The 14,094-nt window shown below is 73.5% G+C and carries 10 protein-coding genes and 2 pseudogenes; 9 read left to right on the top strand and 3 right to left on the bottom strand.

All coding sequences use genetic code 11. The features are described 5' to 3' along the window. Positions 1 to 2 precede the first annotated feature (2 nt). Together E1265_RS36930 and E1265_RS36925 are read left to right on the top strand one after the other, a co-directional pair. The gene (locus tag E1265_RS36930) at positions 3 to 233 is read left to right on the top strand and encodes a hypothetical protein (RefSeq protein WP_165953706.1); all 231 of its coding nucleotides are present in this window, start codon (positions 3 to 5) and stop codon (positions 231 to 233) included. Then, positions 230 to 571, top strand: a complete 342-nt coding sequence (locus E1265_RS36925) for a dihydrofolate reductase family protein (RefSeq protein WP_165953705.1) — start codon at positions 230 to 232, stop codon at positions 569 to 571. The genes E1265_RS36930 and E1265_RS36925 overlap by 4 nt, the downstream gene beginning before the upstream one ends. Positions 572 to 584: 13 nt before the next feature. Here the strand turns inward: E1265_RS36925 and E1265_RS09260 are convergent, their stop codons facing one another. The 3 genes and pseudogenes from E1265_RS09260 to E1265_RS09250 form a co-directional block, all read right to left on the bottom strand. Next, positions 585 to 1,157: a dihydrofolate reductase family protein gene (locus E1265_RS09260; RefSeq protein WP_132929765.1), complete on the bottom strand. Its 573-nt coding sequence runs from the start codon at positions 1,155 to 1,157 to the stop codon at positions 585 to 587. Positions 1,158 to 1,303: 146 nt separating this feature from the next. After that, complete coding sequence (locus tag E1265_RS09255; RefSeq protein ID WP_132929764.1) at positions 1,304 to 1,651, bottom strand: VOC family protein; 348 nt, start codon at positions 1,649 to 1,651, stop codon at positions 1,304 to 1,306. Positions 1,652 to 1,761: 110 nt separating this feature from the next. Continuing rightward, positions 1,762 to 1,976: pseudogene (locus E1265_RS09250) on the bottom strand (LuxR C-terminal-related transcriptional regulator); the annotation flags it as partial. Positions 1,977 to 2,004: 28 nt separating this feature from the next. Here E1265_RS09250 and E1265_RS09245 point away from each other — a divergent pair. The 7 genes and pseudogenes from E1265_RS09245 to E1265_RS09215 form a co-directional block, all read left to right on the top strand. After that, positions 2,005 to 2,268, top strand: coding sequence for a hypothetical protein (locus E1265_RS09245; protein ID WP_207931014.1), 264 nt, complete (start codon positions 2,005 to 2,007; stop codon positions 2,266 to 2,268). A 146-nt stretch (positions 2,269 to 2,414) separates the two neighbouring features. Further along, a complete protein-coding gene (locus E1265_RS09240) occupies positions 2,415 to 3,668 on the top strand; it encodes a histidinol-phosphate transaminase (RefSeq protein ID WP_243740636.1) in 1,254 nt (417 codons plus the stop codon). Positions 3,669 to 4,287: 619 nt separating this feature from the next. Then, positions 4,288 to 5,289, top strand: a pseudogene (locus tag E1265_RS09235) (amino acid ABC transporter permease). 105 nt (positions 5,290 to 5,394) lie between these two features. Further along, on the top strand, positions 5,395 to 6,276 hold the full coding sequence (locus E1265_RS09230) for an ABC transporter substrate-binding protein (RefSeq protein ID WP_132929763.1): 882 nt from the start codon (positions 5,395 to 5,397) through the stop codon (positions 6,274 to 6,276). Positions 6,277 to 6,520: 244 nt separating this feature from the next. Then, a complete protein-coding gene (locus tag E1265_RS09225; RefSeq protein WP_165953704.1) occupies positions 6,521 to 9,307 on the top strand; it encodes a LuxR family transcriptional regulator in 2,787 nt (928 codons plus the stop codon). A gap of 468 nt (positions 9,308 to 9,775) precedes the next feature. Continuing rightward, a complete protein-coding gene (locus tag E1265_RS09220; protein WP_165953703.1) occupies positions 9,776 to 10,513 on the top strand; it encodes a thioesterase domain-containing protein in 738 nt (245 codons plus the stop codon). Positions 10,514 to 10,543: 30 nt separating this feature from the next. After that, positions 10,544 to 14,094 (top strand): type I polyketide synthase (locus E1265_RS09215; protein ID WP_132929760.1); only part of this gene is annotated, 3,551 nt, incomplete at its 3' end.

The following is a 14,094-nucleotide window of genomic DNA, read 5'->3' as shown; positions in this document are numbered from 1 at the left end:
GAGTGGCGGGCGGGTGTTCGCGTTCTCTGTTCTGTTCCCTCGACGGCTATCACGAGGGGCCGGAGGGGGAGCTGGGCTGGGGCCCGTACGACGAGGAGTTCTTCGACTGGAACCTGCGCCAGACCCGCGAGGTGGGCGCGCTGTTGCTCGGCCGGCGCACCTACGAGCACTCGCCGACGTCTGGACCTCGGCCGAGGCCGCGGGGCGGCTGCCCGAGGTCGCGGCCTTCATGAACGCCGTGCCCAAGTTCGTGGTGACGCGCCGCGGTTCGGTGACCCCCTGGGAGAACACCCGTGTCACCGACGGCGCCGATCTGGCGGCCGAGGTCGCTCGGCTCAGGACCGAGGCCGCCGGTGACGTCGCGATCTTCGGGAGCTCGGGGCTCACCGTGTCGCTGCTGGAACACGGCCTGGTAGACGCGCTGCGGATCCTGCTGCATCCGGTGCTGCTCGGCCGAGGGCACAGCCTGTACGCCGGCCTGCGGGACCGCGTCGACCTGGCGGCCGGCGCGGTGACCGTGTTCCGCTCGGGCAACGTCCTGCTACGGTACCGGCCGAGCGGTCGTCCGTAGGCCGCTCCTGGGGTCAGCGGACGACGTCGAAGACGTTCTTCTGCAGACCGTTGGCGTACGCCTCGTGCTCGACGAGCCGCAGCTTCTGGGCGTCCTTGTCCGTATCGCTGAACAGCCGCTTGCCCGCGCCGAGCAGGAGCGGGAAGACCAGCAGGTGGTAGCGGTCGATGAGGCCGGCGTCCGAGAGGTTCCGGTTGAGGGCGGCGCTGCCGTGGATGATGATCGGGCCGCCCTCGGTCTCCTTGAGGGCGGCCACGTCGTCGAGCGAGCGCAGGATCGTGGTCTCGCCCCAGTTGTCGACCAGGTCGGCCTCGGTGAGGGTGGTGGAGACGACGTACTTCGGCATCGCGTTGTAGTCGGTGAACTCCGCCATCTTCGGCCAGACCGGGCTGAACCCCTCGTAGCTGACGCGGCCCAGCATCATCGCCGTGGCCTCCTGCTGCTCCCTGCCCTTGATCTCGTACGCCTCGGGGAGGAACTCGACGTCCTTGAAGGTCCATCCGGAGTTCCGGTAGCCGGGCTCGCCGCCCGGGGCCTCCACGACGCCGTCGAGCGAGACGAAAGCGGTGCTGATCAGGGTACGCATCCCGGTTCTCCCCAGGGTGTTGTCGTGACGTGTGCTGGGCGGGGCCGGCTGGTGCCGGCCTCCGACTCACGATGACTGACTCCGAGCCGTGGTGGAACTCATCGGCGGCCGGCGCGTCGAGCGCCGTGCGGAGGGTCGGCGGTGGTTCAGCGGTGGCTCAGCACGTTGACCACGCGACCGTTGGGGTCGCGGACGAAGAAGCGCCGCACACCCCACTCCTCGTCGCTCAGCGGGTGCACGATCTCCGCACCGCTCTCCCGCATCGCCGCGTAGGCCGCGTCCAGGTCGTCGACCTCCACGCTCAGCTCGGGGGTGACCGGCGCGGTCTTGTCGGCGGTCATGACACTGACCTGCGCCGCCGGGGTGGACGGGGACGCGAGCGTCGTGATCCAGCCGAGGTTCATGACCTCCTCGAAACCCAGCAGGCCGTAGAACTCCCGGCTCTCCCGCGCGGCCTCCGACTGGATGACGGGCATGACACGACGAACGGCCATCGACGCCTCCCCGACGAGAAACGAGAAACGAGCAACGAGCAACGAGCAACGAGCAACGAGAAACGAGCAACGAGGACCGCAGACGGTACCAGGGCATCCCTCCGGGGGCACTACGGGGGGCCGCCCGCCGTTCCGCCGGGGGCGGGCCCGTCGCCCACGCTCACCAGGCCGGTCTCGTAGGCCACGATCACCGCCTGGGCGCGGTCGCGGAGGCGGAGCTTGCCGAGGACGCGGGCGACGTGGGTCTTGACGGTGCCTCGGAGAGTTGGAGCCGGCCGGCGAGTTCGGCGTTGCTGAGGCCGCGGGCCAGCAGGCCGAGCACCTCGGCCCTGCTGCCGGCGGCGACCGTCGCCGTGAGCGTCACGGCGGTGCTGCTGCCCGGGCTCGCCGGCGGCGCCCTCGGCGTCCCGCTGGGCGTCGCCCTGCACGACCTGGTGCTGCCCGCCATGGGCGACGCCGCCGGTCTCGTCCTGCCCGACTCGATCACCGACGTCTACCAGGCACCGGCACTGGCCGCCCTCGCCGTCGGCGGCCCGCTGATCGCGGTGCTCGGCGCCCTGCTCCCGGCCGGCTGGGCCGCCAGGGTCCGCACCGCCACCGCGCTGCGCGCCGAGTGACCGGGCGGGGATCCCGTTTCTTATCCACCTAGACGCAATCCGCCCACCCGCCGCTGCTTCGGTGCCACCCTCGGGGACACCGGGGGAGCGGAGGGCTGCCGCCCGGGTCCGCCCCGGGCAGCGAAGTGACCGAGGAGGTCGTCGGATTGACTGTCGCCATCAACCCGTCCGAGGGCGCGGGCGGCCTCGCCACCACAGGCGGCGAGGGCCGACTCGACAACGTGCGGCAGTTGTTCCGGGCGAGCACCGCCCACAGCCCCTCGTTCTTCTCGCTGAGCAGGGCCGGCGGCGCGAACGGCACGGTCGACTTCTGCATCCCGTGCAACCCGTACTTCCCCACCCCCGCCATGTTCGAGCAACTCGCCCGCGAGCTGCGCGGAATCCTCACCTACTACCCGAGCGGCGCCGACACCATCGCGGCCGAACTGTGCTCGGTGCTCGGTCTCAACCCGCAGACCGTCGCCATGGGCAACGGCTCGACCGAACTCATCACCTGGATCGACCACCTGCTGGTCCGCCGCAGCCTCGCCGTCCCCGTGCCCACCTTCGGCCGATGGACCGACCAGCCGATGGAGACCGGCAAGCGGGTGGACATGTTCCCGCTGCCCGAGGAGCGCGGCTTCGCCCTCGACCCGGCGGCCTTCGTCTCGTTCGTGCAGTCCCGGGGCTCGCGCACCGCCGTGATCTGCAACCCCAACAACCCCGACGGCGGCTACCTGCCCCGGCAGACCGTCATCAGCATGCTGCACGCCCTGATCGACCTCGACCTGGTGGTGGTCGACGAGTCCTTCATCGAGTTTGTCAGCAGCGAGCCGCAGCCCAGTGTGGCCCAGGAGGCGGTGCTGCTGCCCAACGTCATCGTGCTCAAGAGCCTCGGCAAGAACTTCGGGCTGCACGGCATCCGCTTCGGCTACCTGGTCGCCAACCCGGCGCTGGCCAGGCGGGTGCGGGACGCGCTGCCCAAGTGGAACCTCAACTCCCTCGCCGAGTACGTGGTGTTCGCGCTGAAGGAGCACGGGCAGGAGTACCGGCAGAGCCTCCAGCAGGTGCACGCCGACCGGCAGGAGATGCTGCGTCAGCTCAGCAAGCTGCCCGGCGTCACCGCCTTCCCTTCCCAGGGCAACTTCATCCTGGTCAAGCTGCCCGAGGGGGTCGACGGCGCGCTGCTGCGCGACCGGCTGCTCGCCGAGCACGGGGTGCTCGTCCGCGAGTGCGGCAACAAGCTGAACAGCAGCAGCTCCTACCTCCGGCTCGTGGTCCGCCCACAGGCGGACGTGGCCCGGCTGCTCACCGGCATGTGCCAGGTCCTCTACGGCAGCGACTGGTACGTGCCGGCGCCGGTCCCCGCCCAGAGCGCGTTGCCCGCCGGCCAGGAGTCCCCCGGCTACTGGGGCGCCTGACCGGCCGCGACGGGCCGTCGGCCCACGGCCGGTTGTCGCGGGCGTGTGGCGGGCGCATGGACGGTTCGCCGAGGCCGTGGTCAAGCCAGAACCGCCTTTGTGAGCCTCGTGTTGGTTCCCCCCGGCCACGCACGCCGGCGGCGTCGTTCTCCGGCTCTCGGGCGAGGGGGCGGCCGTGCAAGGACCCGTTCTCGCATGGCCGTTGGTCCGGTGCCTCCCGATCGACCTGAGCCGTTCCGCCAGCTGTCTCTGTAGCTGAGTTCCCGTTCCGCGCCCCGCGCCTTTCCGGCGCCGGCCGTGCCCCGCGCACGCCAGCCACCGCTCCCTCGGAACAGGAAGGAGACTCAGCCGTGACGTCGACGAACCCAGGGACGCACGCCCGGCCGGGACGACGGCCTCGCCGTCGTCCGCGCCCGCGTCTCCGACCCGCTCACCCGGCCGCTGCCGCGCGAGCGGGAGCACGAGTACCGCACCCGGTACGGCGTCGGCGCCGCCGACGAGACGTTCCGCTACCCGGAGGAGGAGTTCGCGCCGCCGCACGGCCACCGCCGGATCCTCCTCACCACCGGGCCGCGCCGCCCTCACCTCCCCCTACGCCCGAGCGACCGGAGACGCCGACATGGACCTCGCGCCCCCAGGCACCGCCCGCCCCGACTCGGACCCCGACGACGACCTGAGCACGCCGCGGATCGTGCCCGCCCGCCACTACCTCCGCTGGCTGGCCGGGCTCGCCGTCCTCGTCCTACTGGCCCAGTTCGCCCACGGGCTCGCCACCAACCCGGGCTGGGACTGACCGGTCTTCTTCGACTACCTGCTGGCCGACAGCGTCGTTGGCGCCGTCTGGCTGACCGTCCAACTCACCGTGTACGACACCGCGTTGGTTTTCGCCCTCGGCGTCGTCATCGGCCTGATGCGGCTGTCCCACAGCGTGGTCCTGCGGACCGTCGCATGGACCTACGTCTGGGCCTTCCGCTCCATCTCGCTGATCGTCCAACTCCTCTTCTGGTTCAACTTCGTCCACCTCCAGGGGGTTGGGTTCGGCATCCCCTCCGGCCCGGTGCTGTGGCGGGTCGAGACGATGGACCTGATCGGCGCCACGGCCGCCGCCGTCATCGGCCTCGCCCTCCACCAGGCCGCCCACGCCGCCGAGATCGTCCGCGGCGGCGTGCTCGCCGTGGACCCGGGGCAGCCGGAGGCCGCCGCGGCGCTCGGCATCCCCCGACTCAGGCAGCCGCGGCGCATCGTGCTGCCCCAGGCGATGCGGAGCTTCCCGCCCGACGCGGCCAACGAGATCATCTCGCTGTTCAGGGGCGCCTCCATCGTCTCGGCGATGGCGATCGGCGAACTCTTCCGGCGAACTCTTCTACAGGTGCAGGTCATCTTCGGCCGCAACGGCCGGGCGGTGCCGCCGCTGATGGTCGCCACCGTCTGGTACGTCGTCCTGACCACGCCGCTCTCGGTCGCCCAGTACTACGTCGAGCGGCGCTTCGCGCGCGGTGCCGAGCGGGGTGTCGGACGAGCGCGCCCGCGGCGATGGTCGACGTGCGCGGCATCCACAAGTGGTTCGGCCAGCTGCACGTGTTGCGCGGGGTTTACCTGCGCGTCGGGACCGGGGAGGTGACCGTCGTCCTCGGCCCCTCGGGGGCGAGGAGTCGGAGATCAACCCGCCAGGGTTGCCGCGCCGGGACGGCTGACCTCCCGGTCCCGCCGCACGTACCGTGGGGGGATGCGGATCGTCTCCCTACTCCCCTCGGCCACGGAGATCCTGTTCGCGGTCGGCGCGGGCGACGACGTCGTCGGCGTCACGTTCGAGTGCGACCACCCGCCGGCGGCCCGCACCCGGCGCGTCGTCTCCACCAGCGCGCTGCCCGAGGGGCTGCCGCCGGCGGAGATCGACCGCGTGGTCAGCGAGCGGATGGCGGCCGGCGAGGACCTCTACCACCTGGACCGCGGCGCGCTCGCCGGACTGGAGGCCGACCTGGTGGTCACCCAGGACCTGTGCGCGGTGTGCGCCGTCGACGTCTCCACGGTCCACGAGGCGCTTGACTTCCTCGCCTGCCGTGCCGACGTGCTGACCGTCGACCCGCACACCCTCGCCGAGGTGCTGGAGTCGATCGTGACCATCGGCGCCGTCACCGGCGGCCGGGAGCGGGCCGAGCGTTTGGTGGGCGAGCTGTCCGGCCGGCTGTCGGCCGTGCGGTCCCGGGTCGCCGGCCGGGAGCCGGTGCCGGTGCTGGTGCTTGAGTGGACGGATCCGCCGTTCGCGCCCGGGCACTGGGTCCCCGACATGGTCGAGGCCGCCGGCGGCCGGTGCGTGCTCGGCCGCTCGGGCACCGCGTCCTTCCGCACCACCTGGGCCGAGGTGGCCGCCGCCGGCGCCGAGGTGGTGGTGTGCGCCCCGTGCGGCTTCGGCCTCGACGAGGCGGCCGGTCTTGCCGCCGCGGTGGCCGACCGGCTGCCGCCCGGGCTCCCGCTGTGGGCGGTGGACGCCAACGCTTCCTTCGCCCGCCCAGGACCCCGGCTGGTCGACGGCGTCGAGGCACTGGCGGGGATCTTCCACCCCGCCACCGGGGAGCCTGAGCCGAGCCTGGCCCGCCGCGTCGCCTGACCCTCGCCTTGATCGAATTGATCGGGGAATGCGGGACAACGCAGGTTGACGCGCATTGCGTCTTTGGCGGGCTCGACCGAAAGGTTGCGCAACCTCTTTGCGGTTCCGCCGACTTGTGGAGATTGAACGTTGACACGGCGACGTCGCCGAGGGTTGGATGGAAGCCGATTGACCACGCCGTTCAATGGGGGGAACATCGCGTGACTGTCATGACGTGTGTCGAGCTGGGTAAATGACCAGGCCCATGATCGACACCATCCAGCCGTCAATGGTGCGCCGGGTATTAGCCGAGGGATGGCAGGACCGCTCCTGCGTGGTGCTGTTGGAGGGCGGGGCCGGCTCGGGCAAGAGCCTCCTGCTTGACGCCGTCGCGGAGCACGCGTCACGTGAGGGAGCCGTCGTGCTGCGCGCGGCGGCCCGGGAGGGCGACGCCGGCCCGTTCAGCGTGTTGCGTCAACTGCTTCTCAGCCCGTCCCTCCCGGCCGCCGTCGGGCAACGCCTCGCCCGCCTGCTGCGCGGGGCCGGGCACTGGCAGCCCACGTGGCGGGACACCACGGGAGATGGCCGTCCGCACCTGTCGGAGATTCACGAATTCAGTCAGGCGGTGCGTGAATTAGCCGAGGAACGTCCCCTGCTCCTCGCCGTGGACGACCTGGGGCACGCCGACGAGGCGTCACTCGAACTCCTACTTCAGGCCATTCGCCGGTGCCGCGGCGTCCGTCTCGTCCTGGTCGCCACGAAATCTCTCGGCCGGGATCCGACGAGAGCGGCTTTCCACACGGAATTGCTTCGGCAGCCGCATTTTCGCCGGCTTCGCGTGCGACCGCTGAACGAGGCCGAGGTGGCCGCGGTCGTCGCCACCTATCCCATCGCAGCGTCCCGCGAGTTCACCAGAAGCTGTTACGCCATCAGCGGCGGGAACCCCCTGGTGCTCCGCGCCCTGTTGGACGATCACCTGCTGGCCACCGGCGGCGGGGGGTCAGGGCCGGACGACGGGGTCGTGGTGGGCGAGGCCTACGCGGAGGCCATCCTCACCTGTGTGCACCGGGCCGGACCCCGGGTCTCCGAGATCGCGGCCGGACTCGCCGTCCTCGGCGAGTCCGCCTCGCCCGAGCGCGTCGGCCGCCTCCTGGACATCCTGCCGGCCACCGTGCCGCAGGCACTGGAGGTGCTGGCCGCCTCCGGCGTCCTGGACGGCTGCCGCTTCCGCCACCCCAACGCCAGGATCGCCGTCCTCGACCGTCTCGACGCCACCCGCCGCGCCGCGCTGCACCGTCGGGCCGCGGCCCTGCTGTACGCCGCCGGGGCGCCAGGCAGCGCCATCGCCGACCACCTGGTCGCCGTCCCGGGCGCCGCGCCCGCCTGGGCCCCCCGCGTCTTCGAGGAGGCGGCCGACCTGGCGCTTGCCGAGGGGCGCGTGGCGAGCGCCATCGGCTGGCTCGAGCGGGCCCAGCAGGCGAGCGTGGGCACCCGGCTCCACGCCCACCTGCAGCATCGGCTGGCCGCCGTGGCCCGCCGGCTCGGCCCGAGCACCGTCGACCAGTACCTCGCGGGGCCGCTGGTCGCGCTGCGTGCCGGCGAGTTGGCCGCGCCGCACTTCGCGCCGCTGATCCGCCTGCTCGCCGGACAGGGGCGGATGGACGAGGCCAGGGAGGCGCTGGAACGGCTGCACACGCTGGCCACCGGGGCGGGCGCGGCGGTGGAGGCGAAGGCTCACCTCGCCGCGCTCTACGTGTCGAGCGCGCGGCCCGTGCCGCGGTCCGTGTCACCGGCGGGGGTGGAGCAGATGCACCAGACGGTGATGCCCTGGAGCATGGTGGAGGGTGGCGTGGGCGCCAGCGCGGACGCGGTGGCCGCCGCCGAGGACCTGCTCAGGCTCTCCGAGCTCACCGACGCCACATTCGACGCGATGGTCGGCGCGCTGAAGCTGCTGGCGCAGAGCGACCAGCCGAGTCGCGCGCTGCACTGGTGCGAGGAACTGCTGGCCCGCGCCGATCTGCGTCGAGCGCCCGGCTGGCGGGTGGTCGTCGCCTGCGTGGGCGGCGGCGCCGCGCTGCGCATGTGCCGGCTGGCCGAGGCCGAGCGACTGGCCCGGCACTCCCTGGGGCTGATCCACGAGCGGGACGACGTCTTCACCGCCGGGCCGATCTCCCTGCTGGTCCAGGTCGCCACCCTGGCGGGCCGACACGAGGAGGCCACCAGGCTCCTCAACCGGCCGATGCCCGAGGCCCTCCAGAACAACCTGCTCGGCATCCACTACCGGCGCGCCAGGGCCGTCTACTACCGCGCCACCCAACGCAACCACTCGGCGTTGCGGGACAGCCTCGCCACGGGCGGACTCGCCCAGCGGTGGGGGCTCGACCACGCCATCGTGCTCCCCTGGCGCGCTGAGGCCGCCCGCACGCTGCTCGCCATGGACGACCGCGAACCTGCGGAGCGGTACGCCAGGGACCAGATCGAGCGGACCGACCAGTCCGTGCCCAGGGGGCGGCGGCTGGTGCGGCGGCTGGGCGCCGCGCTCGCCCCGGTCGCCGACCAGCCGGCGAGGCTCACCGAGCTGGCCGACGAACTCGCCGAGGGCGAGGACCGGCTGGAACTGCTGGCCGTCCTGCTCGACCTGGCGGAGGCCCACGGCGCCGTCGGGGACCGACAGCGGGCGGCCGAGGTCGCCGGCCGGGCCGTGCGGCTGGCCAGGGAGTCCGGGGCACTCGCGCTCGCCCAGCGCGGGCTGCGCCTCATCTGGGCCGGTCCCGGCCGCCCCGCGGCCGGGACCGGCACCGGCACCGGGGCGGAGTCCCTGAGCGACTCAGAGCGCCGGGTCGCCAGCCTCGCCGCCGCCGGCGAGACCAACCGCGCGATCGCCGGCCGGCTGTACATCACCATGAGCACCGTCGAGCAGCACCTCACGCGCGTCTACCGCAAGCTCGGCATCCAGGGGCGTCACGAACTGCCGGTCGACCTCTGGCCGGACGCGGGGCAGCACGCGCCGGACCACGCCCTTCACACCCTTCCCCACGGCCCCAGGGGCTGACGCCGGTCAACCGCGCGGGCGAACAACCTCGTCCGCCGGCAAACACCGCTGGGACAAAACGCGGTCGCCCACCCGAGGAAACGTCTGCCCCTGCGCGGGAATTCGCGTATAGGGGCCCCTTGGTCATGCCTATTCCGACGGCCCCCGATTTCGGGGTGGCCCGCCGCGTGGCGCCGTGGTCGAGCACTCTCCTGAGCTGTGGGAAGCTGCGAAACCGCAGGTCAAGGGCGTAAGGGGTGGGGTGGAGGCCAGGGATAGGGGTTCTCGGAGGCCCCGGCGGTTTCCTAAGCTTTTCACGCTGCGCGGAAGGCCGGGACGCTCGGATTTGATCGTCTCAGACCAGGGCCACCGCGTCAGGGGGCGCCGACCAGCGGTGGTGGTGCCGAGTTGCTTGGGGGATACGAAAGGGGCAACTGGGCCTTCATGGAAAGCAAATGGATTTACAGCTGGGATTCTCCGGCTTCTCGAATGCGTCTGTTCTGCTTTCCCTACGCCGGGGGATCGGCGACCGCGTTCAGCGCCTGGCCCGCCGACCTCCCCGAGTGGATCACGGTCAGCGCGGTGGAACTGCCCGGACGCCGGCTGCGGCGCAAGGAGCCCCCGGCGCGCCGCATGGCACCCCTGGTGACGGCGGTGATCGACGGCCTCGGGGCCGAACTGCGGCCCCCCTACGCCTTCTTCGGACACAGCCTGGGCGCGCTCGTCGCCTTCGAGGTCGCCCGCGAGCTGCACCACACCGGCCGGCCAGGGCCGACCGCCCTGTTCCTCAGCGGGGCCGGCGCCCCGCACCTGCCGCGCACCGGGGCGCGGACGTCCCAGCTGCCGGACGACGCCTTCCTCGCCGAGGTGCGGGCGTACGGCGGCACGCACGAGGCCCTGCTGGCCGACCCCGAGATCCTGCGGCTCTTCCTGCCCACCCTGCGGGCGGACTTCGAACTGTTCGAGACGTATGTCTACGAACACCGGCCGGGCCCCGCCCTCGACTGCCCGGTCCACCTCTTCGCCGGCGAGCGTGACGAGCGGGTGGACCAGGCCCGGGTCGCGGCCTGGCGCGACCTGGTGCCCACCGTCGCCAGCGCCCGGGTCCTCCCAGGCGGCCACTTCTTCCCGCACGACTCCCGGGCGCGGCTCACCGCGGCCATCGCCGCCGAGCTCGCCGCGCTGCTGCCTCCCGGCCGCCCCTCGGCGGCCCCCGTCACACCCTGAAGCCTCGCCAGTCATCTGGGGGATCCGACCGTGAACACCGGCCACCCGTCCCATCCCACCGACCGCCACGACCCGGCGGCGGGCATCGACCCCATCGCCGTCGTCGGTCTCTCCTGCCGGCTGCCGCGGGCCGCGGGATCCGACGCGTTCTGGCGACTGTTACAGGACGGCGAAGACGCCGTCGACGAGCTGCCAGCCGCCCGCTGGGAAGCCTTCGGCCGGGACCCGGACGACCCGACCGCTGGCGGCACCAAGCCACTGCCCAGGGGCGGCTTCCTCAACCACGTGGACCGGTTCGACGCCGGATTCTTCGGCATCTCGCCGCGCGAGGCCGCCGCGATGGACCCGCAGCAGCGGCTGGCGCTTGAACTGGCCTGGGAGGCGCTGGAGGACGCGGCCATCGTGCCGGGCGACCTCCGGCACACCCCCACGGGCGTGTTCGTCGGCGCGATCGCCGGCGACTACGCCGCCCTGCAGCACGAGCTCGGCCCCGAGGCCGTCACCCAGCACTCCTTCACCGGCCTGCACCGCGGCGTGATCGCGGGCCGGGTCTCGCACCTGCTCGGCCTGCGCGGCCCGAGCATGACCGTGGACACCGCCCAGTCCTCGTCGCTGGTCGCCGTCCACCTCGCCGTCGAGGCCCTGCGGCGCGGCGACTGCGGACTCGCCCTGGCCGGCGGCGTCCACCTCAACCTGGTCGACGCCGGCTTCACCGCCCTGGAACGCTTCGGCGGACTCTCACCCGACGGGCGTTGCCACGTCTTCGACGCCCGCGCCAACGGCTTCGTGCCGGGCGAGGGCGGCGCCACCGTCGTGCTCAAGCCACTGGCCGCGGCACTCGCCGACGGCGACCGCGTGCACTGCGTCATCCACGGCGGCGCGGTCAACAACGACGGCGGTGGCCAGAGCCTTACCGCGCCGAGCGTGGCCGCCCAGGAGGCAGTGCTGCGCGCCGCCTGCCGACGGTCAGGCGTGCACCCCTCACACGTCAGGTACGTCGAACTGCACGGCACCGGCACGCCGGTCGGCGACCCGGTCGAGGCCGCCGCGCTCGGCGCGGTGTACGGCGCGGCCCGGGCCGCCGGCGACCCGCTGCCGGTCGGCTCGGTCAAGAGCAACCTCGGACACCTGGAGGGGGCCGCCGGCGTCGTCGGTCTGGTCAAGGTCGCGCTCGCCATCGGCCACCGGCGGCTGCCCGGCACCCTCCACCACCGGACCCCGCACCCGGCGATCCCGCTGGACGAGCTCAACCTGCGGGTCCCCGGTGCCATCGGCCCGTGGCCGGAAGCCGCCGACCTGCCGCTGCTCGCCGGCGTCAGCTCCTTCGGCATCGGCGGCACCAACTGCCACCTGATCCTGGGCGAGTCACCCGCGCCGCGGTCGGCCACCGACGATCCCCCGCCCGCCGAGGGCCCCGTGCCGTGGCTGCTCACGGCCCGCGCCCCGGAGGCGCTGCGCGCCCAGGCCGCCCGCCTGCGGCACCGGCTGGCGGACCGCGACGACTGGACGGCGGACGGCGTCGGTCGCACACTCGCCACCGGCCGCGCCGTGCTTGAGCACCGCGCGGTGATCGTCGCCGAGCGCCGCGGCGAGTTCCTCGCCGAACTCGCCGCGTTGGCCGCCGACGCGCCCGGGCCCGGCACCGTGCGCGGCGGCGCGGCGGCACCGGGTCCGCTCGTCTTCGTCTTCCCCGGCCAGGGCACCCAGTGGGCCGGCATGGCGACCGAACTCCTGGACGCCTCTGAGGCGTTCGCCGCCCGCTTCGGGGAGTGCGCCGAGGCGTTGGCGCCGTACCTCGACTGGTCGCCGCTCGACGTCCTGCGCGGGGCGCCCGGCGCCCCGGCGCTCGAGAGCGTCGAGGTCGTGCAGCCGGTGCTGTTCGCGGTGATGGTGTCCCTGGCCGGGCTGTGGCGTCACCACGGCGTCGAACCGGATGCCGTGGTGGGGCACAGCCAGGGCGAGATCGCCGCCGCCTGCGTCGCCGGCGCCCTGTCGTTGGCGGACGCCGCCCGCATCGTCGCACTGCGCGCGCGGGCCCTCCGCGTGCTCTCCGGCCGGGGCGGGATGGCCTCCGTCGCGCTGCCGGCCGACGAGGTCACGGCCCAGCTCGCCCCCTTCGCCGGTCGGCTCACCGTGGCGGCCGTCAACGCGGCCGACGCCACCGTGATCACCGGGGAGCCAGGGGCGCTCGCCGAACTCACCGCGGGGCTCACCGAGCGAGGCGTGCGGGTGCGCCCGATCCCCGTCGACTACGCCTCACACTCGCCACAGGTCGAGGCGGTCCGCGACCGGCTGCTCACCGAGCTCGCCGGCCTCACCCCGCGCACCGCCCCCGTCGCCTTCTACTCCACCGTCACCGGCGGACGGTTCTCCACCGAGGGCCTCGACGCCGACTACTGGTACCGCAATCTGCGAGAGCCCGTCCGGTTCCAGCGGGCGGTGGACGACCTGGTCGCCGCCGGCCACCGCACCTTTGTCGAGGTGAGCCCGCACCCGGTCCTCACCCCCGGCGTGAGCGCGGCCCTCGAACGGGCCGGGATCGGGGACGAGGCCCGGGTCACCGGCACCCTGCGCCGGGACGACGGCGGCAGGCGACGGTTCCTGCACTCCCTCGCCCAGGTCCTGGTGGCCCGTGAGGCCGAGGCGCTCGCCCGATGCTTCGAGCCCTCGACGGGCCACCATCAGGCACTGCCCACCTACGCCTTCCAGCGGACGCGGCACTGGCTGCCGGCACCGGCCCGGGACACCGCCGACGAACGCGCGCCGTGGGCCGATCCGCTCCGCGTCGCCGTCGAGCGCGGCGCGCCACCGCCCGAGCTGCCCGCCGCCGACCGGGCCGCCATCACCACCGCGCTGCCCGCGCTCGACGCCTGGCTGCGGCACGGCGAGCGGCTCGCCGAGGCCGACCGCCGCTGCCACCACCTGCGCTGGCGGCCGATCGGCGACCCCGAAGAACCCGTTCTCACGGGCGTCTGGCTCGTCGTCACCCCGCCCGAGCCCGGCTCCGCCGCCGGCGTCGACACGGCCACGACCGACACGGCCACGACCGACACGGCCACGACCGACACGGCCACGATCAACGACCTGGTCGCGCACGGCGCCCACGCCGTCCGGGTCCCGGCCCCCGACCCGGGGGACCGCGGCGCGCTCGCCCGATCGTTGACCGCCGCGGCGGCCACCGAGGGATCGATCGCCGGCGTACTCTCCCTCCTTTCCCTCACCGGCGACGCGCCGGCCACCCTGCTCGCGGCCCTCGACGACGCCGGGATCGCCGCACCCCGGTGGTTCGCGGCCATCGGCGCCGTCACCACCGCGGACCACGACCGGCCGCCGGCGCCCGACCTGGCCGCCGGCTGGGCCGCCACCCACGCCAGACTCACCGCCACCACTGGTGCCGGTGGCGGGCTGATCGACCTGCCGGCGGACCGACACCCGGACACGGGCCGCCGGCTGGCCGGCGCCCTGACCGGCGCCACCGGCGAGACCCAACTCGCGCTCCGCCGCCACGGCCTCTTCGCCCCACGCCTGGTGCGCGCCGAAGGCCGACCCGTGTCCGGCGCCGCCCCGGCGCCGGACACGGG

Source organism: Streptomyces sp. 8K308, from assembly GCF_004348315.1.
GTDB lineage: Bacteria > Actinomycetota > Actinomycetes > Streptomycetales > Streptomycetaceae > Streptomyces.
The sequence above is the reverse complement of the archived record's forward strand: the minus strand, read 5'-3'. Positions and strand labels throughout refer to the sequence as shown.

Bases quoted from the DNA above. Each gene is read 5' to 3' on its own strand.
- E1265_RS09220 (WP_165953703.1), top strand. From the start codon at position 9,776: ATGCGTCTGTTCTGCTTTCCCTACGCCGGGGGATCGGCGACCGCGTTC.
- E1265_RS09255 (WP_132929764.1), bottom strand. From the start codon at position 1,651: ATGGCCGTTCGTCGTGTCATGCCCGTCATCCAGTCGGAGGCCGCGCGG.
- E1265_RS09230 (WP_132929763.1), top strand. From the start codon at position 5,395: ATGCGGATCGTCTCCCTACTCCCCTCGGCCACGGAGATCCTGTTCGCG.
- E1265_RS36925 (WP_165953705.1), top strand. From the start codon at position 230: ATGAACGCCGTGCCCAAGTTCGTGGTGACGCGCCGCGGTTCGGTGACC.
- E1265_RS09225 (WP_165953704.1), top strand. From the start codon at position 6,521: ATGATCGACACCATCCAGCCGTCAATGGTGCGCCGGGTATTAGCCGAG.
- E1265_RS09260 (WP_132929765.1), bottom strand. From the start codon at position 1,157: ATGCGTACCCTGATCAGCACCGCTTTCGTCTCGCTCGACGGCGTCGTG.